Genomic DNA, 23,832 nt, shown 5'->3' on the forward strand with positions numbered 1-23,832 from the left:
TTCCACTACGCCGTGGCCCCGTTCAATGACTTGTTTGACTGCCTCAGCCTTGAATTCGGCTGTGTAGCTCAATCTCTTCATGACTTTCTCTCCTCTTCAATTTCGACCTTATCAGGTGTCTATTGAAACGGGTCAAGTCCAGTCGTGCTCTGCTGGGACGGTAGCTCGTCCCCCTCAGAGCGCTCAGTAATCGCAGGTGAACGCTGCCTCTCATACGATCAACAGTAGTTGCTTGGTACTTTATTTCCTCAACAACGCATGGGTCGCGCGGATGTTAAGTTGTGAGCTGCTATAGCTAACGGGTAGGGCTAAGAGTGTGGTTCGGGTGGAGCACTTTGGCTTTCGCGAGGGTAAAACAGCGGAAACTACGATGCTTGGAAGCTGTAGCCCGAACTACTGTCGCAAGCGAACGCAATATCACTTAGTGCCCACGCGTCACACTAGATAGGCGGGACGCCCTGATCTATCGAGCTTCCTAAAGATGATGAGGTTCTGGCGGAAGCGGTGAGATTCGAACTCACGGATAGTTTCCCATCGCCGGTTTTCAAGACCGGTGCAATCGACCACTCTGCCACGCTTCCTGGTTCGTAGACCGCTATTTTAGCGGCTGCTTTGGCAAGCCTTTGATCAGCGGACCAAAAATACGCTTTTACGCGGCGGTTAACATGCCTTTGGTCTCTATAAACGCAATGACTTCAGCCAGGCCGGAATTCGTTTTCAGGTTGGTCATGACAAAGGGCTTGAGCCCTTTTGGGGTGGTTCGCATGCGAATGGTGTCGGTTTCCATGACGCCCAGATCGGCGCCCACATAGGGGGCCAGGTCAGTCTTGTTGATAACGAACAGGTCGCTTTTGGTGATGCCGGGGCCCCCCTTGCGGGGTATCTTTTCGCCCGCTGCAACGTCAATTACATAGATGGTCAGGTCGCTGAGCTCGGGGCTGAAGGTGGCCGCAAGGTTGTCGCCGCCGGATTCAATAAACACCACGTCGGCGTTCGGAAAATCCACCAGCATGCGGTCAATCGCCTCCAGGTTGATGGAGGCGTCTTCACGGATGGCGGTGTGCGGGCAACCGCCTGTCTCTACACCCATGATTCGTTCGGCGTCCAGCGCGCCGCTGACGGTCAGCAGGCGCTGGTCTTCTTTGGTGTAGATGTCGTTGGTGATCGCCACGAGGTCGTACTTTTGCTTCATGGCTTTGCACAACATTTCAAGCAGTGTTGTTTTGCCTGAACCGACGGGGCCCCCTATGCCAACGCGCAGTGGTGGAAGTTTTTTGGTGCGATTGGCGATGTGGTGCATGCTCATGAGCGGAATAACCTTGAATATTGGGTTTCGTGCTGCGAAGAAAGAATCGCCAGCATGGAAGAAAACGCCTGGCGTTCTGCGTCTGAAAGTGCCATCGCTTCTGCAATGGCTGCCGGAATTTCCGCAGCCAGTCGCGCGAGTATGCGCTGACCGGCGCTTTGACCCAGCGGAACAGATTTGAGCGCGGCCTGCATCATGTTTTCGGCCCAGCCAAAGGCATAGGCGCTCAGGCAGTCAGGCACCCCCGCAGCAAGGGGCGAAGCGGCAAGTGCGAAGGCAACGGGGTAGGTGGGCGGCAAGGCTGCGCAAACATCAAGATGAGCCGGGCTGATGCTGTTGTGGTTGCGTAGCCAATCAAGCAATGAACGTCCCATTTGCTCGGTCTGCAACCGCATTTCGCTTGTCTCGCGCGTTTGCACCACCCAGTCGTTGAGCGCCTTCACGCGGCTGATGTCCGCGTTACGCCATGCCGGGATGGCCTGCGCAATCACAGCCAGGTCGCCGCGCGCCAGACTCAAATGCAATTGATCGCTCAGCCAGTTCGCAGCTGCCTCCTCCGTGCTCACACCCGCGCAATCAACAGCAGCTTCCAGCCCTTCGGAATACGAAAACCCGCCCACGGGCAGTGCCGGAGAGGCCAGCCAGATGAGTTGCAACAGGCTTGCAGCGGGCAAGGACTGGGTGGTCGCGCTCAATGGCTGTGTGGTTTGTGTTTGTGAATCTGGATCACTACAGGCTGCGCTTCAGCATGCGAATGGCCGTGATCGTGATCGCAGTCCGGACCATGTACATGGGGCGTAGCGGATGCGGGTGCATGGCTGTGGGCGCCAGCGCTGTAGGCGCCACCTTCCGGTTCAAACGCTTCGCTCACCTCACTGACGATCAGATGCATGGAGCGCAGCAGATCGGCCAGCACATGATCGGGTTCAATCTTCAGGTGATCCGGTTTCAGCTCAATAGGCACATGCCGGTTGCCCAGATGGTAAGCGGCCCGGGTGAGGTCAAACGCGGTGCCATGGTCGGTGCAAGCGGCAATGCGCAGGACAACCTGCGGCGCTGCGATGACCTTGATCAGGCTGCCGTCTTCAGCCACAAGCACGTCACCCCCACGCACCAATGTGCCCCGTGGCAAGAACACGCCGAGCTGGCGGCCCAGCGAGTCGGTGGCGTCGAAGCGGCTTTTTTGGCGTACGTCCCAATCAAGTTCGACGGTGGATGCCCGCTTGAGAAGCACGGGCGCGAGGCCCGCGCCCTGAGGCATGATTTTGGAAACTTGAAGCATGAGAGAAGGACTTAGGGCTTAGAAAAGAAAGTAGCGTTGTGTCATTGGCAGGCTGGTAGCGGGCTCGCAGGTCAGCAGCTCACCGTCTGCCCGCACGGCGTAGGTTTGTGCGTTGACTTCCATCTTGGGCGCGTAGTCATTGAGAACCATGTGCCGCTTTTGGACGCCGCGTATGTTTTTGACGGCGGCCAGTGTTTTGGCCAAGCCGAATTTCTCCTTCACGCCCGCTGCCATGCCGGCCTGCGACACAAAGGTTAATGAGCCGCGCGCGATGGCGCTGCCAAAGCCACCGAACATGGGCCTGTAGTGCACCGGCTGGGGAGTTGGGATCGATGCATTCGGATCACCCATCGCCGCCATGGCGATAAATCCGCCTTTGAGAATCAGGGCTGGCTTGATGCCAAAGAAAGCAGGCTTCCAGACCACCATGTCAGCCCATTTGCCTTGCTCGATAGAACCGACTTCATGTGAGATACCGTGGGCAATCGCGGGGTTGATGGTGTATTTGCTGATGTAGCGCTTGGTGCGGAAGTTGTCGTTGCGTTCGGTGTCGCCCGGCAGCTTGCCCCGTTGCACCATCATTTTGTGCGCGGTCTGCCAGGTCCTGATAATGACTTCCCCCACGCGGCCCATGGCCTGGCTGTCGCTGCTCATCATGCTGATCGCGCCCAGGTCGTGCAGCACGTCTTCAGCGGCGATGGTCTCCTTGCGGATGCGGCTTTCAGCGAACGCCAGGTCCTCAGCGATGGCCGGATCCAGATGGTGGCAGACCATCAGCATGTCGACGTGCTCGTCCAGCGTGTTGACGGTGTAGGGCATGGTCGGGTTGGTCGACGAAGGCAAAAAGTTTTGCTCTCCCACCACCTTCAGGATGTCAGGCGCATGGCCACCCCCTGCGCCTTCGGTGTGGAAGGCGCACAGCGTGCGGCCCTTGGTTGCCGCAATGGTGTTTTCCACAAAACCCGATTCGTTGAGCGTGTCGCTGTGGATGGCCACCTGCGTATCCGTTTCGTCTGCGACGTCCAGGCAATTGCTGATGGCGGCTGGGGTAGTGCCCCAGTCTTCATGCAACTTCAGGCCTATGACGCCGGCATCGATTTGCTCGTGCAGCGCGGCCGGCAGACTGGCATTGCCTTTGCCGAGAAAACCCAGGTTCATCGGGAAAGCGTCTGCCGCTTGCAGCATGCGCTCAATGTTCCAGGGACCAGGTGTGCAGGTTGTGGCAAAGGTGCCAGTGGCCGGGCCGGTGCCTCCGCCCAGCATGGTGGTTACCCCCGAGGTCAGCGCTTCGTCAATCTGCTGTGGGCAAATGAAATGGATGTGCGAGTCAATGCCGCCAGCCGTGACGATCATGCCTTCGCAGCTGATGATCTCTGTGCCGGGGCCAATGATCATGTCCACACCGGGCTGGGTGTCGGGGTTGCCGGCCTTGCCGATGGCGGCAATGCGTCCGCCCTTGAGGCCGATGTCTGCTTTGACGATGCCCCAGTGGTCAATGATGAGGGCGTTGGTCATTACGCAGTCCATTGCGCCCTCGGCCCGTGTTTTTTGCGACTGGGCCATGCCGTCGCGAATGGTCTTGCCGCCGCCGAATTTGACCTCCTCGCCGTAGCTGCCCGCGCGCAGCGTGTAGTCGGCTTCAACTTCTATCTGGAGCTCGGTATCGGCTAACCGAATACGGTCACCCACCGTGGGACCAAACATTTCGGCATACGCACGTCGCCCTATGGTGGCCATCAGACAGCTCCTTGAACCTGGCCGCGAAAGCCATAGACCAAACGCTCACCCGCATAGTCCACCAGCTCAACGGTGCGCTGCTGGCCCGGCTCAAAGCGCACCGCCGTGCCCGACGCAATGTTCAAACGCATGCCGCGCGCAGCGCTACGGTCAAATTCCAGTGCACCATTGGTTTCGGCAAAGTGGTAGTGCGAGCCAACCTGGATGGGCCGGTCAGCCGTGTTTTGCACCACCACGGCCAGGGTGCGGCGCCCGGCGTTCAGCACATGGTCGGGGCCGTCGGTAAACATCTCGCCTGGAATCATTGCCGCCTCACTTGTCGTTGTTTGAAAACCAGAGTGCAAGGGCAATCAGCACGCCCAGTGCGACAAAACCCCAAGCGTCGGTGGCGTGCCAATGGGCGCCCGCCATCAAATGGCCTTCATGACCAAAAGCGGCACCCGCCCATGTAGGTAGGGCGAAGACTGCTATAAATCTAGGAGTATTTGTTTTCATGATGCAGCTGGGGAGAGTGGTCAAACAATGGGCTGGTGCACGGTGACGAGCTTGGTGCCGTCAGGAAAGGTGGCCTCGACCTGGATGTCAGGGATCAGCTCGGGGATGCCGTCCATCACATCGGCGCGCGTCAATATGGTCCGGCCCTCGCTCATCAGTTGCGCAACGGTTTTGCCATCGCGCGCACCCTCCATCACGGCGGCGCTGATCATAGCGATAGCCTCGGGATAGTTGAGTTTCAGGCCCCTGGCCTGGCGTCTTTCCGCCAGCAGGGCAGCCGTGAAAATCAGCAGCTTGTCTTTTTCTCGGGGGGTCAGTTCCATGGTGTCTCCGGGGTCGGGGCAGCAAGGATGGTGCCACAAGAATCGCCGCGGGCTAAGCGCCTGGACATACCTGTGGCATGGAATCTGCACTTGCAGCGTTCTACCCCTTATGACGTATTGACACCTTTTTCATGGACGCCGCATCTACGCCCCTCCCAACGCAGGACCAGCCCGTGCCGCCCTGGGCGCCGGCTGCGCCGTTGGCGGCTCAAGCCGAAGCGCCGGTTCAGCGCGTCATCAAGGTCCGGCGTGACTACAACAGCTGGGTGGCCAGCGAGACCATGGAAGATTACGCCCTGCGTTTTACGCCCCAGCGGTTTCGCAAGTGGTCTGAATGGCGCGTGGCCAACACCGCCTTCGGCGCCGCCTCGTTCCTGATTCTGGAAGCGGTGGGCGCCACCTTGCTGGTGCAGTACGGTTTTACCAATGCCTTCTGGGCCATCGTGGCCACCGGCCTCATCATCTTCATGGCCGGGCTACCCATCAGCATTTACGCAGCCCGGTACGGCCTGGACATGGATTTGCTGACGCGCGGTGCCGGGTTCGGTTACATCGGCTCGACGCTGACCTCGTTGATCTACGCCTCCTTCACCTTCATCTTTTTTGCGCTGGAAGCTGCGGTGATGGCGTATGCGCTTGAGCTGGCGCTGGGCATACCGCCCAGTTGGGGCTACCTGATTTGCGCCTTGGTGGTGATTCCATTGGTGACTCACGGCGTGTCGGTCATCAGCCGGCTTCAGATATGGACCCAGCCTTTGTGGCTGATCATGTTGATTGTTCCTTTCGTCTATGTCGTCGTTCGCGATCCCGGTGCATTTTCTGGACTAACGCACTACAAAGGTGAAAAGGGAGTCGGATCGGGGTTTGATTTGCACTTGTTTGGTGCCGCATTAACGGTCGGAATCGCCCTGATTACCCAAATGGGGGAGCAGGCCGACTATTTGCGCTTCATGCCCGTTAAGACCTCAGCCAACCGCCGGCGCTGGTGGCTGGGTGTGCTGGCGGGTGGACCGGGCTGGGTTGTTTTGGGTGTTCTCAAAATGCTGGGCGGCGCATGTCTGGCCTACCTGGCGATCAAGGCCATGGTGCCCCTGGACCGTGCGGTAGACCCCAACCAGATGTACCTGGCTGCCTATGAATATGTGTTTCCGCATTACGGCTGGGCGGTGGCGGCTACCGCGCTGTTTGTAGTGATTTCGCAGCTCAAGATCAATGTGACCAACGCCTACGCCGGCTCGTTGGCGTGGTCCAATTTTTTCTCGCGCCTGACGCACAGCCACCCTGGTCGGGTGGTGTGGGTGGTGTTCAACACCCTCATTGCCTTCATGCTGATGGAGATGAATGTCTTTCAGGCACTGGGAGATGTGCTGGGGCTGTTTTCAAACATCGCGATCGCATGGATGATGGCCGTCGTGGCCGACCTGGTTATCAGCAAACCGCTGGGTCTGTCGCCCAAGGGTATCGAGTTCAAGCGCGCGCATCTGTATGACATCAACCCGGTAGGCGTAGGCGCTATGGCTCTGGCCTCGCTACTGTCGGTCAGCGCCCATCTGGGTTTGTTTGGCCGTACTGCACAGGCTTTTTCAGCGGTGATTGCGCTGGGTACTGCTTTCGTGACCGCGCCGCTGATCGCCTGGGCTACGAAAGGGCGCTACTACATTGCGCGCCAGGCCGAAGCGCCGGAGACCGACGCCCAGGGAAATTACAAGCCCTATGTACTCAGACGCTGTGTGATCTGCGAGCGTGACTACGAAGGGCCGGACATGGCCCATTGCCCGGCTTACCAGGGGCCGATCTGTTCACTGTGTTGCACGCTCGATGCGCGCTGCGGTGACTTGTGCAAACCCCAGGCCAGCCTGTCTGCACAGTGGTCCGCTACTTTGCGCTGGCTGTTGCCACGCCGCATCTGGCCTTATCTGGACACCGGGCTCGGGCATTTTCTGCTCCTGATGCTGGTCATCGTTCCGTTGCTGGCCAGTGTGTTCGGCCTGCTGTACCACCAGGAAATGCGCGCTTTACTGGAGCTACAGGCGGCCTCGGAATCTGCGTTGCGTTCTGGCTTTCTGAAGGCCTACATGGCGCTCCTGGTGATTGCCGGCATGGTGGCCTGGTGGCTGGTGCTTGCGCACAAGAGCCGGCAAGTTGCGCAGGAAGAATCCAACCGGCAGACACATTTGTTGATGAAAGAAATCGACTCGCACCGCCAGACCGACGAGGCGTTGCAACAGGCCAAACGCGTGGCAGATCTGGCCAACCAGGCCAAAAGCCGATACATCAGCGCCATCAGCCATGAGCTGCGCACTCCGCTCAACAGCATTCTGGGATACGCGCAATTGATGGGCGAAGACGCATCCATTCCAGCGCATCGTCAGCAGGCCGTCGGCGTCATCAAACGCGGCGGCGAGCACTTGCTCACCTTGATTGAAGGCACGCTGGATATTGCGCGAATTGAGAGTGGCAAATTAACGCTCAACGTCAAGCCCATGCACTTTGCGGAGTTCGTGCAGGAGATTGTGGGCATGTTCGAACTGGAAGCGCAGGCCAAGGGACTGGCCTTCAAGTTTGAGTCCGATGGCGTCATGCCAGTGGTGGTGCGTGCTGATGAGAAACGTGTGCGGCAAATCCTGATCAACCTGCTTGGCAACGCCATCAAGTTCACGTCCGCTGGCCGCATCAGTCTGCGCCTGAAGTACGCGCGGGAAATGGCCAGCATCGAGATTGAAGACACTGGCCCGGGTTTGTCTGCGCAGGAGATTGAACGAATTTTTGAGCCCTTTACCCGCGCCGCCACCCCAGGTCCGGCCGCGCCCGGCGCCGGCCTGGGCCTGACGATTGCCAAGATGTTGACCGACTTGATGGGTGGTGAATTGACCGTGAACAGTACCCCAGATGTTGGTTCGGTTTTTCGGGTCAAGCTCTTTTTGCCAGAGGTGCGGATCGTGCCGGGTACGCCTTATCCGGTGGCTGCATCCCGCGTTCACAAAACCCGACACGGCTACGCCGGGCCGCGCAGACGCATTCTGGTAGTGGACAACGAGGAAGCCGACCGCGAGTTGCTGGGTAATGTTTTGCAGCCTCTGGGTTTTGAATTACGAACTGCAGCCAGCGGTCACGATTGCCTCGATTTGCTGACAGCCGGGTACCAGCCCGAAGCGATTCTGATGGACCTCGCCATGCCGGGAATTGATGGGTGGGAAACCATACGCCGCGTGCGGGCCCTAGAGCAGTCCGGGCGCCTCCCCGCCGCCGGGCCGTCCCAAGGCGGGGAAGCCCCCCCGGGGGGCAGCGCAGTACACAAAGTGACAAGCGTGGGGGCCAAAATCGCCATCGTTTCGGCCAATGCATTCGACAAAGGGCTGGACAACGATGTGGGAGTTTTGCTGGAAGACTTCATCCTCAAACCAGTACGCCACAGTGAGTTGCTCGACTGGCTGGAGCGTCGACTATGTCTGGTGTGGCTTCAGGCTCCGGCGCAGCCGCCCGTTGCGGCGCCCGCGTTGCCCCTGACGCGTGTGTACCCGCCAGCGGCACAACTGGATGCCTTGCGCGAAGTGGTCAACCTCGGTTACTTTCGCGGCATCATGAATACGCTTGATGACATCGAAAAAGCGAATCCGCAAAGCACTGGTTTCGCCGCAGACATGCGCAGCCTGGCGCGCCAGTTCCAGTTTGAAGCCATGAGTCAGCAACTCAGTCAGGTGCCCCATGAATGACCGCGCTTTGGCCCAAACCCTTGACCGCGCCAACAGCGATGTGGTGCTGATCGTCGACGATGTGCCGGACAACCTGTCCGTGTTACACGACGCACTGGATGAGTCCGGCTACACCGTGCTGGTGGCCACCCATGGCGAGGCCGCACTGCTGCGTGCAACGCAGGCTGTGCCCGACATCGTGTTGCTCGATGCCATGATGCCTGGGATGGATGGATTTGAGGTAGCCAAGCGTTTGAAAGCAGATCCGAAGACGGCGCATATTCCGATCATCTTCATGACCGGACTGACGGAGACCGAATACCTGGTCGCCGCGCTGGAGTCTGGCGGGGTGGACTACGTGACCAAGCCGATCAAGCCGAAGGAAGTGCTGGCGCGCATGGGGGTGCATCTGCAGGGCGCGCGTGAAAAACGGCAGGCACGCAATGCGCTGGATGCTTTTGGTTATGCGTCTATTACCGTGCGCTTGAGTGACGGCAAGCTGATGTGGCAGACACCACTGGCGCGGGATTTGTTGCAGCAATACTTTGGCACCTGCGCGCCGCAGACGCCGTCAGCGCTGCTGACATGGTTGCGCCAAAGCCTTGCCACCGCCAATCTCCAGAGCGAGCCGCCGCGTCTGATCTGCCCCAACGCAACACAGGGCGCCAGGCGCCTCAGCATCCGGTTGCACCAGCAGGCCGGAGACAGTGAAGGGGGCGGTGACTGGCTGATCATCATGCGTGAGGAGTCCGAGGAGTCGGTAATCCAGGCCATCGGCCTGAGCTTCAAATTGACCGCACGGGAGGCAGAGGTGCTGTATTGGGTGGTCAAGGGCAAGATCAACCGGGACATTGGCGACATCCTCGGCACCAGCCCGATGACGGTTAAAAAGCATCTTGAGCACGTATTTGTCAAGCTGGGGGTCGAGACCCGCACCGCCGCGGCAGGGATGGCCATGAGCCGGATTCGTCAGTTGCACCCTCAATTCGAAGGCTAGCTACACCGCCTTGGGGGATGCAATTGCCGGTGTGATCCGGCTGCGAGAGCGAAAACTAACAAACAGGTACAATAGGGGCTTCGGTAAAGCTCCAGCTTTTTACACGGAAGCCCACCACCACTTGGCCTCCCTCTCAATTGCGGCGCTTCCCGGAGCCCGAATTCACAGTGTTTTCAGTGCCCATACAGCATTGACCCCCTCATTCACTGTTCCATTCCAGCGTGCACCTATCCCAAGGGTGCCCACTCAAGGCTCAAGCAGCCCAGCCCTTCGCCAACGGGCGTGGCCGCACCAACCGAACACAAGCCGGCTTGCATGCAAGCCGTTTACTTCCCTTTTTTATCAAGCCGGGAAAAAATACCCGGCCCGGATTTTTATGACGATCGATCACACCAATATCGCGGTGGGCAAGTACCTTGTCTCACCTTTGGCCAAGCCGCAGGGCGAAGGCCGTTTCGAGGCTTCGGTCTCGATTCGCTCTGGCCGCGGAAGCGCCACGCATGACCGCGTGCTGCGTTTCACCGGGCTTTTTGACAGCGCTGCCGCTGCCGTGCACTACGCCACCGAGCATGCGCTTGGCTGGATTCACGAGCGCTCGGCGCCCACCCCCTGCGCCTGCGCATGAGTCACACACTCAAACTATCATCCCAATCTCCAGGAGTTTTCATATGCCCAAAGAAGAACTGATTGAAATGCACGGACTGGTCAACGAGGTCCTGCCGGATTCGCGCTTTCGCGTGACGCTGGACAACGGTCACAAGCTGGTGGCTTACACCTCCGGCAAGATGCGTAAAAACCATATCCGCATTCTGGCAGGCGATCAGGTGTCGCTGGAACTGTCGCCTTATGACCTGAGCAAGGGTCGCATTACCTTCCGCCACATCGCTGGCCGCGGTCCCGGACCCTCACGTCCGTCGCATTAAGCGTCTTCCAAGCCGGTTTCATGATGAAATCGACGCTTCGCCCATGAGTTATGGGCGAAGTCTGCTATTTATTCAATAGCAACCGCTTTCAGGCGAACGTTCCTTAGTCTGCTTTGGCTGCTGCCGGGCGGGCCATCCATGCGATCAGTGAGGAGCGCATGGCTTCTTCAACCGACATCGCAATCGGTTGTACCCATTCAAGCGGCACAAAAACGGTGTAACCACCGATCATGTAGCCCATGGGCAGATAAACCGCAACACGCTCCCCTGGCAAAAAACCGGCTGGCAGGTCTGCAAAACTGCGCCGCGTCACCAGTCCCACAATTTCAAGCTCGTTGCCGGGCATGCGCAGAATCACCACTTGCTGGGCATCCGACTGACCGGTCGACGAAAAATAGTCGGCAAAACTCTTGAGCGACGAATAAAGGCTTTTGATGACGGGCAGGTTGGTCAAGGGTAGCTCGACAATGGACAGGAGGCCCCGGACCCTGCGCTCCGACACCAGCACGCCGATCGCAATGATCCCGGCAACCCCAAAAACAAGTCCCATTCCCGGCACATAAAAACTGCCAATCAACGGGCGCAACGCCCACAGCGCCAAAGACTCTGTCCAGGCCAGAAAAACGTACAAAACGTACAGCGTCAGCGCCACAGGCAGGATGGTGATCAGCCCGCGAAAAAAGTATTTATACAGTTTATTCATGGAGGCATTCAATGGGGGAGGGGTGTCTCAATATAACCAGGCCTGATGGCAGTAATACGTGTTGGGTGTGCAGACTTGTCTGTAGGTGCGCCCCTACTTGTGTATTGGCCCAAGTCTTTCAATCGCGTGCTGCGAGTTTTTTTACTGTGAAGGCTTATCAACCAAGGAGAATTCAAATGCCCGTTATCGCTTGGCTACTCGGCGTCCCCATTACCGTCGTCATCCTTCTGATGTTGTTTGGCGTGTTTTAGGAGGACTGCATGATTCGTAAATTCATCGCGCTGGCAGTCACTTCAGGAGTGGCGGCAAAGCTCTACAAAATGTACGTTGAACGGCAACAAAAAGAGCGTGCCGTCGTTGCGCCTCAGACCCGACGCCGCAGGCGTGCTGGACCGGTAGACGCCTGATTTCTTGCCTGACTAGGATGCGGGCGGCGGGCGCTTCAGCCGGCGACTAAACACCGCTATGCAAGCGCCCGCCCCGCTGCAAATTGCGCCATACAGCGCCCATTGCAACTGACCCGTCATGAAGCTGCCCGGCAAAATATTGATGCCTTGCAACATCCAGATAACGCCGAGCAGTATCAACACCACACCGAAAATCGTGCCTGTTGTTCTCATTCTGATGCCTTATTGCAGGATCAAGGGACGCGCCGCAGGGGACCGAAACAGGCTTTCAAGGAAGCCTGCTCGCAAACAAGCAGCTTGTCCTTTTGCGGACTGAACTGGATATACCGGGTAGTTTGCTCTCCGGGCCCTTCAGGGATACCCCCTGAACAGTCAGCTTTTTCGTTTTGCCTCACCACTGTTTCCACCAGTTTGTAAAAGCCCTGCTCGTCGGGGCTCATGGCGACTGCGTATTTTTTTTCCGAAACCTCCGGGCCACTGGTTGCGAGGACCGTGCGATTGGCGCGGTACTGGTAGGTCTCCGTGCAACTGCCGCCAAACAAACTCCAGCTCCATGTTCCGGTTAGCGGATGTACACCCCAAGTCGCTTTGGCTTCGTCCGCAGCTTGCAGCAGAGGCATGCAGCCAAGAAGGGCGGCAAAAAGAAGAAAGGCTCTCAATTCAGATCCTGATGAAAAGTGAAACGATGATGCATGCTGGATGGTATGGTGGTTTCAGATCCATCCGAAAGCATCGGTATGTTGGAATGTCGATTTGACCTACCCGAAAGCGCCTTATGAAAATGATTCTCCGTCTTGTTCCATGTCTGTTGATGCCGTGGATGCTGGCCGCCGTGCAGGCACAGCCAATCGGCGAGGTGGATACAGTCTTCAAGTTTATTGGACCGGACCACAAGATCGTGGTCAACGCCCACGACGATCCCAAGGTCAAGGGTGTGACATGCTACGTTTCGCGGGCGAAAACGGGGGGCATCAAGGGTGCCATCGGGCTGGCCGAGGACAAGGCGGAGGCCTCGATTGCCTGTCGTCAGATTGGCCCCATCTCCTTTGAAAAGCCCTTGCAGGCGCAGGAGGAGGTCTTCAGCGAGCGCATTTCCCTGATTTTCAAGAAGATCCGCATTGTGCGTATGGTGGATCCGGCGCGCAATACCCTGGTTTATCTCACCTATTCAGATCGGCTTATCGAGGGATCCCCCCAGAACAGCATTTCGGTGGTCCCGGTTGACCGGGCCACGAAGATCCTGATGCAACCCTGAACCCAAGTGCGCACTGTGTTGGAAACGCAACATGCCTACTTGCCGCAGCAGGTGGGGGAAAGCCTGCACAAATACGGGACTTATCCCTATAACAAATTTGCATCGAACGTCGCACACTGGAGTGGGCAATGCAAACGCAATTGCGCGGGTCGCTCGACACCTGCCCAGAAGGATACGGACAAGGCATGAAGCACACCCCCCTGGGCACGTGGAAGGCAGCCGGTTTTTACACACTGCCGCAGTCACCCGGGCGCTCGGTTGGTAGCGACGAGCCTCCTCCGGGAGTGGTGACATGGTGAAGCCGAACGACACGTCCAAGGCAGCGTCCGCATCTGCCCCTGCAGCTGACGCGCAAGAGCTGGTTTTTGCCAATAAAGCGCTCATGCAGGAACTTGCCGAGACCAAGCGCGCCATGGAAGAGCTTCAGGACGAAGCACAGCGCCTGCGCAGCCTTGCAATCATCTCGGCTGACTGGTACTGGGAGCAGGACGCCGAGTATCGGTTTACCAAATTTGCGACCGAAGTGGGTACGAACAAGCTTGACAAGCCTGTATTGGGCGACTCGGTCGGCAATTTTCGTTGGGGTTTGTCCGGCATCGTTCCGCTGAGCATGTCATGGGACGAACACCGCGCCGTTCTTGATGCCCATGAACCGTTTCGCGATTTTGAGTACCTGCGGGACATTGAAGGGCAGGGTCGCCGCTATTTTTCGGTCAGTGGTGTGCCCATTTTCGGGGACCGCGGGAAATTTTTGGGGTACCGGGGCACTACACGGGAGGTCACTGAATCACGTCAGGCCGAAGATGCGCAAGCGCGCTCCTCGCGTTTCCTGGATGACATCGTCGACAACATTCCGGTCGCGGTCCATCTAAAGTCCATGGGAGAGGACGGACGCAGGATTCTGGTGTGGAACAAGGCTGCCGAGGCCCTCTACGGGCTGACCCGTGAAGAAGCGCTGGGACGCACCGTCCATGACCTTTGGCCCAAAGCCATGGCTGATCAGATGTATGCCGCCGACCAGGAGCTGATGAAGACGGGCGAGATGCAGGCCTTCCCCGACCGCACGGTGCCGACAAAAAATCGCGGCCTGATCCACGTTCATATGCGCAAGGTTCCGCTCAGGGACGCCAATGGCGTACTGACGCATGTCCTCGTCACGGCTGAGGAAATCACAGATCGGCTCGCTGCTGAGGCCAGGTTACGGCATAGCGAGGCGCGCTTTCGCAGTCTGACCCATCTTTCTTCGGACTGGTACTGGGAAATGGATGAGCAATTCCGCTTTACCAAGATGGCGGGCGGTACGACGGATCAGCTACGCAGCATGGTCAGTCATGTCGTTGGTAAAACGCGGTGGGAAATAGATCCCAACCCTGCACACCGCGAGATGTGGGCTCGGCACCGTGCCCAACTTGAACGCCACGAGACTTTTAGAGACTTTGACTACGAGTATGTGGACCCTGAAACAGGGACGGTGCGCATTTTCGGCATCAGCGGCGAGCCGATGATCGACGGTGCCGGTGGATTTACCGGCTATCGCGGCGTTGGCACCGATGTAACGGCGCGCAAGCAAACCGAGACGGCCCTACGCACAAGTGAGGCGCGCTTCAGGACGGTGGTCTCTGCGCTTGCCGAGGGCGTGGTGTTGCGCGACGCTGACGGGCGCATTGTCGAGTGCAACGCCAGTGCAGAGCGTATTCTGGGTAAAACACTGGCCCAGATGAAGGGGCTGATTCTGGCCACGCCCGAGTGGGAGATGCTGCGGGAAGACGGCACCTTGATGCCCGACGACGAGCGGCCCAACATTGTCGCCATGCGCACGGGCAAGGCACAAACAAATGCGGTGGTCCGTTACCGCAAGCAGGACGGAACGGATTTGTGGTCCTTGATCAACGTGCAGCCGCTGTTTGATGTGGCGGACAAGCCGCCGACCGGCTATGTCACGACCATCACCGACATCACCAAACGCAAACGTGCCGAGAGCGAAATCGTCAGGCTCAACGTCGATCTGGAAAACAGGGTCTTGCGCCGTACCGCGCAGCTCGAGGCGGCGAACAAGGAGCTTGAAGCCTTTTCGTATTCGGTTGCACATGATTTGCGTTCGCCCCTGAGCGCCATCGACGGCTACGGGGCCCTGCTGCAAAAGGCGGTCCCTGCCGATTCCGGTGAGCGTGCCCATCACTATCTGGCGCGTATGCGAAGCGGCGTGAGGCGCATGGGCGAGCTGACCGACGGCTTGTTGTCACTTGCCCAGCTTTCGCGCACCAGCCTGACCTGGGACAAGGTTGACTTGAGCGCCGAAGCCGCCCGTGTGCTCAAGCAATGGTCGGAAAATGACAGTGCGCGGAACGTTCGCGTGACGGTAGAGCCTGGGCTCGTGGTCCGGGCGGATGTCTCGTTGTTGCGGCAGGTTCTGGAAAACCTGATCGCCAATGCGTGGAAGTTCACGTCCAAAAAGCCCGAGGCTGAAATTTCGGTTGGAAAACTGACAGGCCCTGACCAGCAGACCGTCTACTTTGTCAAAGACAATGGCGCGGGTTTTGACATGGCCTACTCCGACAAACTGTTCGGGACGTTCCAGCGTCTTCATTCTCCGGAGGAGTTTGCGGGAAGCGGGATCGGCCTGGCAACGGTCAATCGCATTGTGACGCGCCATGGCGGAAAGATCTGGGCGCAGTCCGTTGTGGGAGAAGGGACGACCTTTTACTTCACGCTGGGCAATGACCCCGGCGAGAGAGCGGGTGGCGCAGAAGCCCTTGACGAGGAGCCACGCATCGCGCTTGCCCATGTGCCGCGGTCCGCCCAGTCGGCCATCGGTGATGGTGCGGGCAGCTTTATCAGTACGGACAACGACGCTCTGTCGGTCAGTGATCAGCAGTTCTCCAGTGCGTTTGAGCATGCCGCCATCGGCATGGCGCTCATCGGGGTTGACTCCCGGCGGTTGCGTGTCAACAGCGCCTTCTGCCAGATGCTGGGCTACTCTGAGGCGGAAATGTTGTCGCGCACGGTGCAGGAAATCACCCATCCAGATGATGTTGAATGGGACGTCTTGCAGCGCAAGAGAGCGCTGGCCGGCGAGATCGAGACCTACCAGTGGGAAAAGCGCTATATCCACCAGTCCGGGCGCATTGTCTGGGGTTATCTGACCTGCTCGCTGGTGCGGGACTCAGACCGCAAACCGCTGCATTTCATTTCCCAGGTGCAGGACATCACTGAGCGCAAGGAAACTGAACGTGCCGTGCGGGAAAGTGAAGAACGATTCCGCGCGCTGACCGAGCTGTCCTCTGACTGGTTCTGGGAGCAGGACGAAAACTTCCGCTTTATCCAGATTTCTGGCGACATGACACATGCTCACCTCGTTTCGGCCACCCGCACCGATGCCATAGGCAAAACCCGCTGGGAGCTTGACCACGTCAACATGGAAGAAAGCGTATGGGAGGCACACAAGGCGCAGCTGGAACGGCACGAAATTTTCCGTGATTTTGAAGTCACCCGGCTGGACAGTGCCGGGAATATTCGTTACGTCACCATCAGCGGCGTGCCCATTTTTGATGCGTCTGGAAAATTCACCGGCTACCGCGGAACGGGTCGCGACAACACGGAAATGCACCGCGTGAGTGATGCGCTTCGTGCCAGTGAATCCCAATTGCGCCAGATCACCGACACCGTGCCGGCCCTGATCGCATACGTGGACGTGGATCAGCGCTTTCGTTTCCATAATCGCGCCTATGAAGAAGCTTTTGGTTTGTTGCCGGAGCAGATCGACGGGAAAACGCTTCTGGAAGTCATGGGGCCAACCTTCTATGAGGTTGTGCGCTCCCGGGTTGAAGAGGTGCTGACGGGTTATCCCGTCGTGTACGAACGCACCCAGAAAACTCCACGTGGAGATCATCGGGACTACGTGGTCAACTATTTCCCGCGTTACGGAGATGGCGAGGACGAAGGCGATGTCATCGGCTTTTTCTCCCTCGCTACAGATATCACTGAACTCAAGCGCATCGACCGAATGAAGAGCGAGTTTGTCTCAACAGTCAGCCATGAGCTGCGGACGCCGCTGACGTCGATTCGCGGTTCACTGGGGCTTATATCGGGCGGTGTTGCAGGGCAATTACCCGATGCGGTCAAAACGCTGGTGGGTATCGCCAAGAACAACTGCGAGCGTCTGATCCGGCTGATCAACGACATTCTGGATATCGAGAAAATCGAATCCGGCAAGATGCGCCTGGAGCTTCAGGTCATTGAACTCAAGCCACTGATGGTTCAGGCACTTGCAGCGACGGAGGGCTTTGGGGCTGCGCAAAACGTGGGCCTGACCCTGAACTTCCCCGATGACGAACTGCAGGTAAATGTGGATGGCGATCGCCTGACGCAAGTGATTACCAATCTGCTTTCCAATGCGATGAAGTTCTCTCCACCGGGCGAAGCTGTAGAGGTTCACGTGACGCGCGGTGGCATAGGCGTTCGGGTCGAAGTCAGGGACCGTGGTCCCGGTATTCCGGAAGAATTCCGCAACCGGATTTTCCAGAAGTTTTCCCAGGCAGACTCGTCTGATACGCGCCAGAAGGGCGGTACGGGGCTGGGGCTGAATATTTCGCGTGCCATTATTGAGCGGCTGGGCGGCAGCATTGGGTTCACGACAGGGGCTGGGGTCGGCACCGTCTTTTTCTTTGAGCTTCCCGAGTGGAAAGTGCAGCCGGAATCAGCCCCGACAGTGGGCGGACCGAAATCTGATCGCCCGCGCATTCTGATCTGCGAGGATGACCGCGACATCGCACGCCTGCTTGCCATGATGCTGGACAAGGGCGGCTTCGACGCCGACATGGCGTACAGCGGGGCCCAGGCGCTTTCCCATCTGGCTCAGGGTGGATATGCCGCGATGACAGTAGACCTTCAGCTGCCAGACCAGAGCGGAATAGCGCTCATCAGCACATTGCGTCGCCAGGAACATACCCGCGACCTTCCCATTGTTGTCGTCTCGGCCATTGCCGGGGAGAGCCAGATCCAGCTTAATAACCAGCCTCTGTCCGTGTCGGACTGGCTCGAAAAGCCAATTGATGAAAATCTGTTGATTTTGGGACTGCGCCGCGCCATTGACGGAATGGCCGTGGGCAAACCGAGAATCTTGCATGTGGAGGATGACCTCGACATTCAGCGCATCACTGCGGCCATTGCGCAGGACTTTGCCACGTTTGAGTTTGCTGCGACGCTTGGCGAGGCACGCGCCCGTTTGTTCGACCAGAAATTTGATCTCATCCTGCTGGACCTGACATTGCCAGGCGGCTCGGGCTGGGACTTGCTCTCTGATATTGAGGCACTGGACAGACCCCCTCCCGTGGTCGTGTTCTCGGCCGTTGAAGTAGACCGGGCGCAGAGCGGACGTGCTGCCGCTGTGCTTTTGAAGGCGCAGACCTCCAACGTTGAGTTGCTGGAAACCTTGCAGCGGGTTCTTAGCCAGAGTCGCTATACGATCTCGCGCAGCGGCTAGATTTGCGAACAAATCAGTGTTCTCCCCAATAAAGACGGGCGAGAGTTGCTATTTATTCAATAGCAGGCATCCGATAAGGCTCGGTTGGTGCCAGCCCCATTGCTCATGGCTCATGGCTCATGGCTCATGGCTCACGGCTCACGGCTCACGGCTCACGGCTCACGGCTCATGATCCACCGGTCTCAGCGTTCGCCGCGAATTACAGCCGACCCCACTCTGAATAGTTCACCAGCGCCGGGCTTGGTGTGTGACCGAGCAGCTTGTGCAAGGCAATACACAGGTCGCTGAGATCGCTGGTTTTGCTGATCACCAGCGCCGCTCCTTCCTCCCGAGCCTTGGACTCCAGCGCACTGTCAACGTAGCCGGAAATAAGGATGACGGGGAGATAGTTGCGGACCAGCTTGATTTGTTTGAGCAGCTCGACGCCCGAGGAGCCCTTGAGCCGGTAGTCGGTTACGACCAGGTCGCACGGCGACGCACCTTTTTGCAGGGCGGCCAGAGCGTCTTTCGCCGACTCAAAACAGGTGACCCTGAACCCTGCGTCCGGCAGTGTTTCGCTGACGAGTGTCCGCATGGGCTCGTAGTCATCGACATAAAAAATATGCTTGACCGCCAGTGCCAGTTCGTTGAATGCCGATTCCTCGACGGGCATGGCCGTTGGCAGGTAGATATCAAAAGCAGTTCCCTTGCCGGGCTCTGGCAGCACCGTAAACATGCCCAAATGCTGAAGAATGATGTCGTGAACCTCGACCAGCGGAAGCCGATGAGCACCCCGCGGCTTGTCGTCCACCAGTGACGGGGCGGGCGCCAGCGTGTGGTCGGGACCTATGGACATTCGGCTGCTGTTGCTGACCACCAGACGTGCGTAACGCCGGGGCGGCAGACCGCCTTGCAACTTGGCCGCATCATCGTCGAGCACAACGTCGTCCAGCACAACTTCATTCATTTCCACAATGATCTGGGTAGCCAGCTTTCCCAGAGACTGCCAGGCCACAATGAAAACGCTCAGAAGGGCGTGCTCCAGACGGTCCGCGTTGGCGCGGATGCCGGGGTCGTCGTGCGTCAGGCTCAGCGACAGCCCAACTTCTGCCGGCAAGAGCGCGCGAAACCGCTGCAGGGCGCGGGTCACGATGGGTTCCAGCCGCTGATTGACAAACTCGTCGGCTGGCGCGCGGTCGGGATGCATGCAGGCCTTTAACCTAAGTGAATTTTGGACGCCGTTTACTTTTGGGTGCTACCTGCGCCGAATAGCGCTGAATCTGGGGTAACACACGATCGCAGCGTAAGCCTTTTGGGTTATCACGTCAAACGAGAGTCTTGCGTTGGCTGCTTGTTAAGGGGTGGGTGTGTAACTCACTGGTGGGATCGCACGCCCCTGTAAAGTGGCATATTTTCTACAGGGGGATTTGATGAGGGAAGACATGGACAGCCGCAAGCGCTGGTGGGCACTGACGGTTCTTTGCCTTGGTGTGTTGATGATTGTTCTTGATACCACCATCGTGAACGTTGCCCTGCCGTCCATCCGTTCGGACCTGGGATTCACCGAGACCTCACTGGTGTGGGTGGTCAACGCCTACATGTTGACCTTTGGCGGTTTTTTGTTGCTGGGTGGCAGGCTGGGTGACCTGTATGGGCACAGGCGGGTCTTCCTTTTTGGGTTGACACTTTTTACCCTGGCGTCACTCGGCTGCGGCCTGGCCAACTCGCAGCTTGTGTTGATCGTTGCGCGCGCGGTGCAGGGTGTGGGTGGCGCTGTGGTGTCGGCCATCGCGCTGTCGCTGATCATCACTTTGTTTACCGAGCCGTCCGAACGTGCCAAAGCCATGGGCGTGTATGGTTTTGTGTGTGCGGGCGGCGGCAGCATAGGTGTTTTGCTGGGTGGCGTATTAACCGATGCCTTGAGCTGGCGCTGGATTTTTCTGGTTAACCTGCCGATTGGTGCAGCGGTATTTGCGCTCTGCCTGTTGCTCCTTCCCGGTGGCAGTGGGCCGGCGACACGCGCCCGCCTTGATGTGGGGGGCGCTGTCACGGTGACATCCTCATTGATGCTCGCGGTGTACGCCATCGTCAACGGCAATGAAGCCGGCTGGACGTCTGCACGAACCCTCGGTTTGCTGGGTGCCGCAGCGGTCTTGATGCTCATCTTCCTGATGATCGAGTCGCGTGTGCAAACGCCCTTGATGCCCTTGAGTCTTTTTCGCCTGCGCAATGTCGCGACGGCCAACGTGTTGGGCGTGCTGTGGGCGGCGGCCATGTTTGCGTGGTTTTTTATCTCGGCGCTTTACATGCAGCTGGTGCTGGGCTACAGCGCCATGCAGGTGGGATTGGCCTTTCTTCCTGCCAATCTCATCATGGCGGTTTTTTCCCTGGGCCTTTCGGCGCGCATTGTTCTGCGATTCGGTATCCGATGGACACTGTGTGCCGGCTTGCTCATGGGGGCCTTGGGCCTGGCGCTTTTCTCGCAGGCGCCGTTGAATGGGCGTTTTGTTGCTGACATCCTTCCGGGGATGCTGCTCCTCGGTCTGGGCGCCGGCATTGCCTTCAACCCGATGTTGCTTGCGGCCATGAGTGATGTAGGGCCCGACCAGTCAGGCGTTGCTTCCGGTGTGGTCAACACGGCGTTCATGATGGGCGGCGCGCTCGGTCTGGCAGTGCTGGCCAGCCTTGCAGCATTTCGCACGCAATCCCTGCTTGCCCACGGCATGGACGCTACTGCGGCGCTGAACAGCGGCTACCAGCTTGCTTTCCTGATCGGAGCCGTGTTCGCCGCTGCTGCAGCGGTGCTGGGCGGCGCCCTTCTTCGGACCAGGAAGTCTGGCGCCTGAGCCAGGCCAGGGGAAGAGGGCGTGATGCCTACTGCTTGACGGCTGCTTGAGGCGCAGCCGGAGTTGTAGCGACCGCGGGCTTCTTGCGATTTAGCGCCTTTGCAAATTCGTCCCGGCTAAGCACGGTGTTCTTGTCGGTATCTGCGAGATCAAAATACTTGGCCACGTTCCTGAATCCTGAGGCCTCCTCACGACTCAGCTTGCCGTCGCGGTTTGCATCCATGTAGCCAAATGCCCGATCAATGTCGCGGTCTGAATATTTGGCTGCGACTGGTTTGGCAGGCTCTGCAGGCGTTGCGGCCTTCGCGGCCTTTGAAATTACGGGGAATGCTTCCTGAACTTGCGCTGCCGCGGGCGATGCAGGCGTCCCCGCCGACTGGGCGTTTACACCGAGCGATATCAATGTTGCAGCGGCTCCCAATACAAGCAGGCTGGCGAGCTGAAGGTAAGACTTGGACAAGCCACTTAATGCAAGAGCGGATGGCGGAGAGGGTTTGCGGGGTGGCGTCATGTTGATGACCCTTGAAAGTAAGACATCGGACATTCAAACCCAAACAACTGGATGACGCCAGTGCCCTTGCGCGGTGTTTCGCAGGTTTACCGGATGCCACCGCAGCGACACATTTCTTTGCGTCCTCCGTTGCTATTACTTTAATAGCGAACTATGGCCACGATCCAGGGGGAATGAGCGATTTCTTCTTGAATAATTTTCCTGACACCCTTTGAGCCGCAAAGGTGCGCTGCAGGCAGAGGGTTTAAGGATCAAAATGACCGCCTGCCCAATGAACACGGCGATTGTTCGCTATTAATTTCGGAGCAAAAAGATGTAGGTCTACTCCTACATACGCCACCCGGCGTATTTGCCGATGCGCCAGGGGTCTACAGAATCGCCTCATCGTTTTGTAAAAGCCTTGTCGGCTTGTGCAGAACGACAAGCGATTTACCCACCTAACGGAGAAGCTACACATGCAACGCCTCAATTCACGCCGATTTACCCTCAAGGCGCTCACAGCCGCCGTCGCCCTGGCGGGCCTGTCGGTTCTGCCCGCCCATGCCCAGTCGGGTGGCACGATCAAGGTTGGCATTTTGCACAGCCTGTCGGGCACCATGGCCATTTCTGAAACCGTGTTGAAAGACACCGTGCTCATGGCCATCGACGAGATCAATGCCAAAGGCGGCGTGTTGGGCAAGAAGCTTGAGCCAGTGATCGTGGACCCGGCCTCCAACTGGCCCCTGTTTGCAGAAAAAACCAAACAGCTGCTGGGTCAGGACAAGGTTTCCGTGATCTTCGGCTGCTGGACCTCGGTGTCCCGCAAGTCGGTGTTGCCTGTGGTTGAGGAGATGAATGGCCTGTTGTTCTACCCTGTGCAGTACGAAGGCGAAGAGCTGTCCAAGAACGTGTTTTACACGGGCGCAGCTCCCAACCAGCAAGCCATTCCAGCCGTTGACTACCTGATGAGCAAAGCCGGCGGTGGCGCCAAGCGTTGGGTTCTTCTGGGCACAGACTACGTGTACCCGCGCACCACCAACAAGATCCTGCGCGCTTACCTGAAAAGCAAAGGCGTGGCTGACAAGGACATCGACGAGAAATACACACCGTTCGGCCACTCTGACTATCAGACCATCGTGGCTGACGTGAAGAAATTCTCCGCTGGTGGCAAGACTGCTGTGGTTTCCACCATCAACGGTGACTCCAACGTTCCTTTCTACAAAGAGCTGGGCAATGCGGGCCTGAAGGCCAAGGACGTGCCGGTGGTTGCTTTCTCCGTGGGTGAGGAAGAGCTGCGCGGCGTGGACACCAAACCGCTGGTCGGCCACCTGGCTGCCTGGAACTACTTCCAGTCGATCAAGAACCCGGCCAATACCGAGTTCATCAAAAAATGGTCTGACTACGCCAAGGCCAAAGGTATCGCCGGTCACAAGGACAAGCCTTTGACCAACGACCCGATGGAAGCGACTTACATCGGCATCAACATGTGGAAGCAGGCTGTCGAGAAAGCCAAGTCCACTGACACCGACAAAGTCATCGCCGCCATGGCTGGCCAGACTTTCAAGGCACCGTCGGGCATCGTCTCCAAGATGGACGAGAAAAACCACCACCTGCACAAGTCGGTGTTCATCGGCGAGATCAAGGCTGACGGCCAGTTCAACGTGGTGTGGAAGACACCTGGCCCGGTGAAAGCCAAGCCATGGAGCCCGTTCATCGAAGGCAACGACAAGAAGCCTGACGAGCCGGCAAAAATGGCATCCAAGTAAGCCGCCGCCGCCTGGCCCCTGGAGTCTCCAGGGGCCTGCGGCGCAAGCCGCACCTGGTTTGCAAGACCGGTGCGGCTTTTTTTGGTCTGGTCCAGTTCTTGCACTATCACGGTGCATGACCAAAAGATGTTTTTCAAAGGAAGTTGCAG

20 protein-coding genes and 1 tRNA gene are annotated in these 23,832 nt (G+C 58.3%); 9 read left to right on the plus strand and 12 right to left on the minus strand.

The genetic code is table 11. The annotated features are described in order from the left end of the window. Positions 1–493: 493 nt before the first annotated feature. From VE934_RS03250 to VE934_RS03280, 7 genes are all read right to left on the minus strand, one after another. A tRNA-Ser gene (locus tag VE934_RS03250) sits at positions 494–581 on the minus strand. Between the two features lie 68 nt (positions 582–649). Continuing rightward, entirely contained in the window at positions 650–1,306 is a 657-nt protein-coding gene (gene ureG, locus VE934_RS03255; RefSeq protein ID WP_324884275.1) for an urease accessory protein UreG, read from the minus strand. Then, positions 1,303–2,001, minus strand: a complete 699-nt coding sequence (locus VE934_RS03260; protein ID WP_324884277.1) for an urease accessory protein UreF — start codon at positions 1,999–2,001, stop codon at positions 1,303–1,305. The genes ureG and VE934_RS03260 overlap by 4 nt, the downstream gene beginning before the upstream one ends. Beyond that, positions 1,998–2,588 (minus strand): urease accessory protein UreE, encoded by a 591-nt coding sequence (gene ureE, locus VE934_RS03265; RefSeq protein ID WP_324884279.1) that lies wholly within the window; start codon positions 2,586–2,588, stop codon positions 1,998–2,000. The genes VE934_RS03260 and ureE overlap by 4 nt, the downstream gene beginning before the upstream one ends. A gap of 18 nt (positions 2,589–2,606) precedes the next feature. Continuing rightward, the gene (gene ureC, locus VE934_RS03270) at positions 2,607–4,325 is read right to left on the minus strand and encodes an urease subunit alpha (protein WP_324884281.1); all 1,719 of its coding nucleotides are present in this window, start codon (positions 4,323–4,325) and stop codon (positions 2,607–2,609) included. Then, on the minus strand, positions 4,325–4,630 hold the full coding sequence (locus VE934_RS03275; RefSeq protein WP_324884282.1) for an urease subunit beta: 306 nt from the start codon (positions 4,628–4,630) through the stop codon (positions 4,325–4,327). The genes ureC and VE934_RS03275 overlap by 1 nt, the downstream gene beginning before the upstream one ends. A gap of 210 nt (positions 4,631–4,840) precedes the next feature. Continuing rightward, positions 4,841–5,143 (minus strand): urease subunit gamma, encoded by a 303-nt coding sequence (locus VE934_RS03280; protein ID WP_324884285.1) that lies wholly within the window; start codon positions 5,141–5,143, stop codon positions 4,841–4,843. Between the two features lie 131 nt (positions 5,144–5,274). Here VE934_RS03280 and VE934_RS03285 point away from each other — a divergent pair, with 131 nt between their 5' ends. The 4 genes from VE934_RS03285 to infA all read left to right on the plus strand — a co-directional run bounded on the left by VE934_RS03285 (position 5,275) and on the right by infA (position 10,755). Next, positions 5,275–8,856: a hybrid sensor histidine kinase/response regulator gene (locus VE934_RS03285; RefSeq protein WP_324884287.1), complete on the plus strand. Its 3,582-nt coding sequence runs from the start codon at positions 5,275–5,277 to the stop codon at positions 8,854–8,856. Beyond that, positions 8,849–9,832 (plus strand): response regulator transcription factor, encoded by a 984-nt coding sequence (locus VE934_RS03290; protein WP_324884289.1) that lies wholly within the window; start codon positions 8,849–8,851, stop codon positions 9,830–9,832. The genes VE934_RS03285 and VE934_RS03290 overlap by 8 nt, the downstream gene beginning before the upstream one ends. A 376-nt stretch (positions 9,833–10,208) precedes the next feature. Continuing rightward, positions 10,209–10,457, plus strand: a complete 249-nt coding sequence (locus VE934_RS03295; protein WP_324884291.1) for a hypothetical protein — start codon at positions 10,209–10,211, stop codon at positions 10,455–10,457. 43 nt (positions 10,458–10,500) lie between these two features. Beyond that, on the plus strand, positions 10,501–10,755 hold the full coding sequence (gene infA, locus VE934_RS03300) for a translation initiation factor IF-1 (protein WP_324884292.1): 255 nt from the start codon (positions 10,501–10,503) through the stop codon (positions 10,753–10,755). Between the two features lie 103 nt (positions 10,756–10,858). Here the strand turns inward: infA and VE934_RS03305 are convergent, their stop codons facing one another. Next, positions 10,859–11,458 (minus strand): DUF502 domain-containing protein, encoded by a 600-nt coding sequence (locus VE934_RS03305; RefSeq protein ID WP_324884294.1) that lies wholly within the window; start codon positions 11,456–11,458, stop codon positions 10,859–10,861. A gap of 260 nt (positions 11,459–11,718) precedes the next feature. Between VE934_RS03305 and VE934_RS03310 the strand changes: the two genes are divergently transcribed. Then, positions 11,719–11,865: a hypothetical protein gene (locus VE934_RS03310; RefSeq protein ID WP_324884296.1), complete on the plus strand. Its 147-nt coding sequence runs from the start codon at positions 11,719–11,721 to the stop codon at positions 11,863–11,865. A gap of 12 nt (positions 11,866–11,877) precedes the next feature. Here VE934_RS03310 and VE934_RS03315 read toward each other — a convergent pair whose 3' ends face one another. Together VE934_RS03315 and VE934_RS03320 are read right to left on the minus strand one after the other, a co-directional pair. Beyond that, positions 11,878–12,078 carry a hypothetical protein gene (locus VE934_RS03315; RefSeq protein ID WP_324884298.1) on the minus strand — a complete coding sequence of 67 codons (201 nt, stop codon included), beginning with the start codon at positions 12,076–12,078 and terminating at the stop codon, positions 11,878–11,880. A 20-nt stretch (positions 12,079–12,098) separates the two neighbouring features. Continuing rightward, complete coding sequence (locus VE934_RS03320; protein ID WP_324884300.1) at positions 12,099–12,524, minus strand: hypothetical protein; 426 nt, start codon at positions 12,522–12,524, stop codon at positions 12,099–12,101. A gap of 122 nt (positions 12,525–12,646) precedes the next feature. On the opposite strand from VE934_RS03320, the gene VE934_RS03325 reads away from it, so the two are divergent. Continuing rightward, positions 12,647–13,120: a CreA family protein gene (locus tag VE934_RS03325; protein WP_324884520.1), complete on the plus strand. Its 474-nt coding sequence runs from the start codon at positions 12,647–12,649 to the stop codon at positions 13,118–13,120. Between the two features lie 292 nt (positions 13,121–13,412). Then, positions 13,413–18,602, plus strand: a complete 5,190-nt coding sequence (locus VE934_RS03330) for a PAS domain S-box protein (protein ID WP_324884302.1) — start codon at positions 13,413–13,415, stop codon at positions 18,600–18,602. 199 nt (positions 18,603–18,801) lie between these two features. Here the strand turns inward: VE934_RS03330 and VE934_RS03335 are convergent, their stop codons facing one another. After that, on the minus strand, positions 18,802–19,788 hold the full coding sequence (locus VE934_RS03335) for a response regulator (RefSeq protein ID WP_324884304.1): 987 nt from the start codon (positions 19,786–19,788) through the stop codon (positions 18,802–18,804). A 223-nt stretch (positions 19,789–20,011) separates the two neighbouring features. Between VE934_RS03335 and VE934_RS03340 the strand changes: the two genes are divergently transcribed. Continuing rightward, on the plus strand, positions 20,012–21,427 hold the full coding sequence (locus VE934_RS03340; RefSeq protein WP_324884306.1) for a DHA2 family efflux MFS transporter permease subunit: 1,416 nt from the start codon (positions 20,012–20,014) through the stop codon (positions 21,425–21,427). A 28-nt stretch (positions 21,428–21,455) separates the two neighbouring features. Here the strand turns inward: VE934_RS03340 and VE934_RS03345 are convergent, their stop codons facing one another. Next, positions 21,456–21,938, minus strand: coding sequence for a hypothetical protein (locus VE934_RS03345; RefSeq protein ID WP_324884308.1), 483 nt, complete (start codon positions 21,936–21,938; stop codon positions 21,456–21,458). 455 nt (positions 21,939–22,393) lie between these two features. Between VE934_RS03345 and urtA the strand changes: the two genes are divergently transcribed. Further along, entirely contained in the window at positions 22,394–23,683 is a 1,290-nt protein-coding gene (gene urtA, locus VE934_RS03350) for an urea ABC transporter substrate-binding protein (protein ID WP_324884310.1), read from the plus strand. The last annotated feature ends 149 nt before the right edge of the window (positions 23,684–23,832 follow it).

Origin of the sequence: Polaromonas sp. (assembly GCF_035638815.1) — a bacterium.
GTDB lineage: Bacteria > Pseudomonadota > Gammaproteobacteria > Burkholderiales > Burkholderiaceae_C > Polaromonas.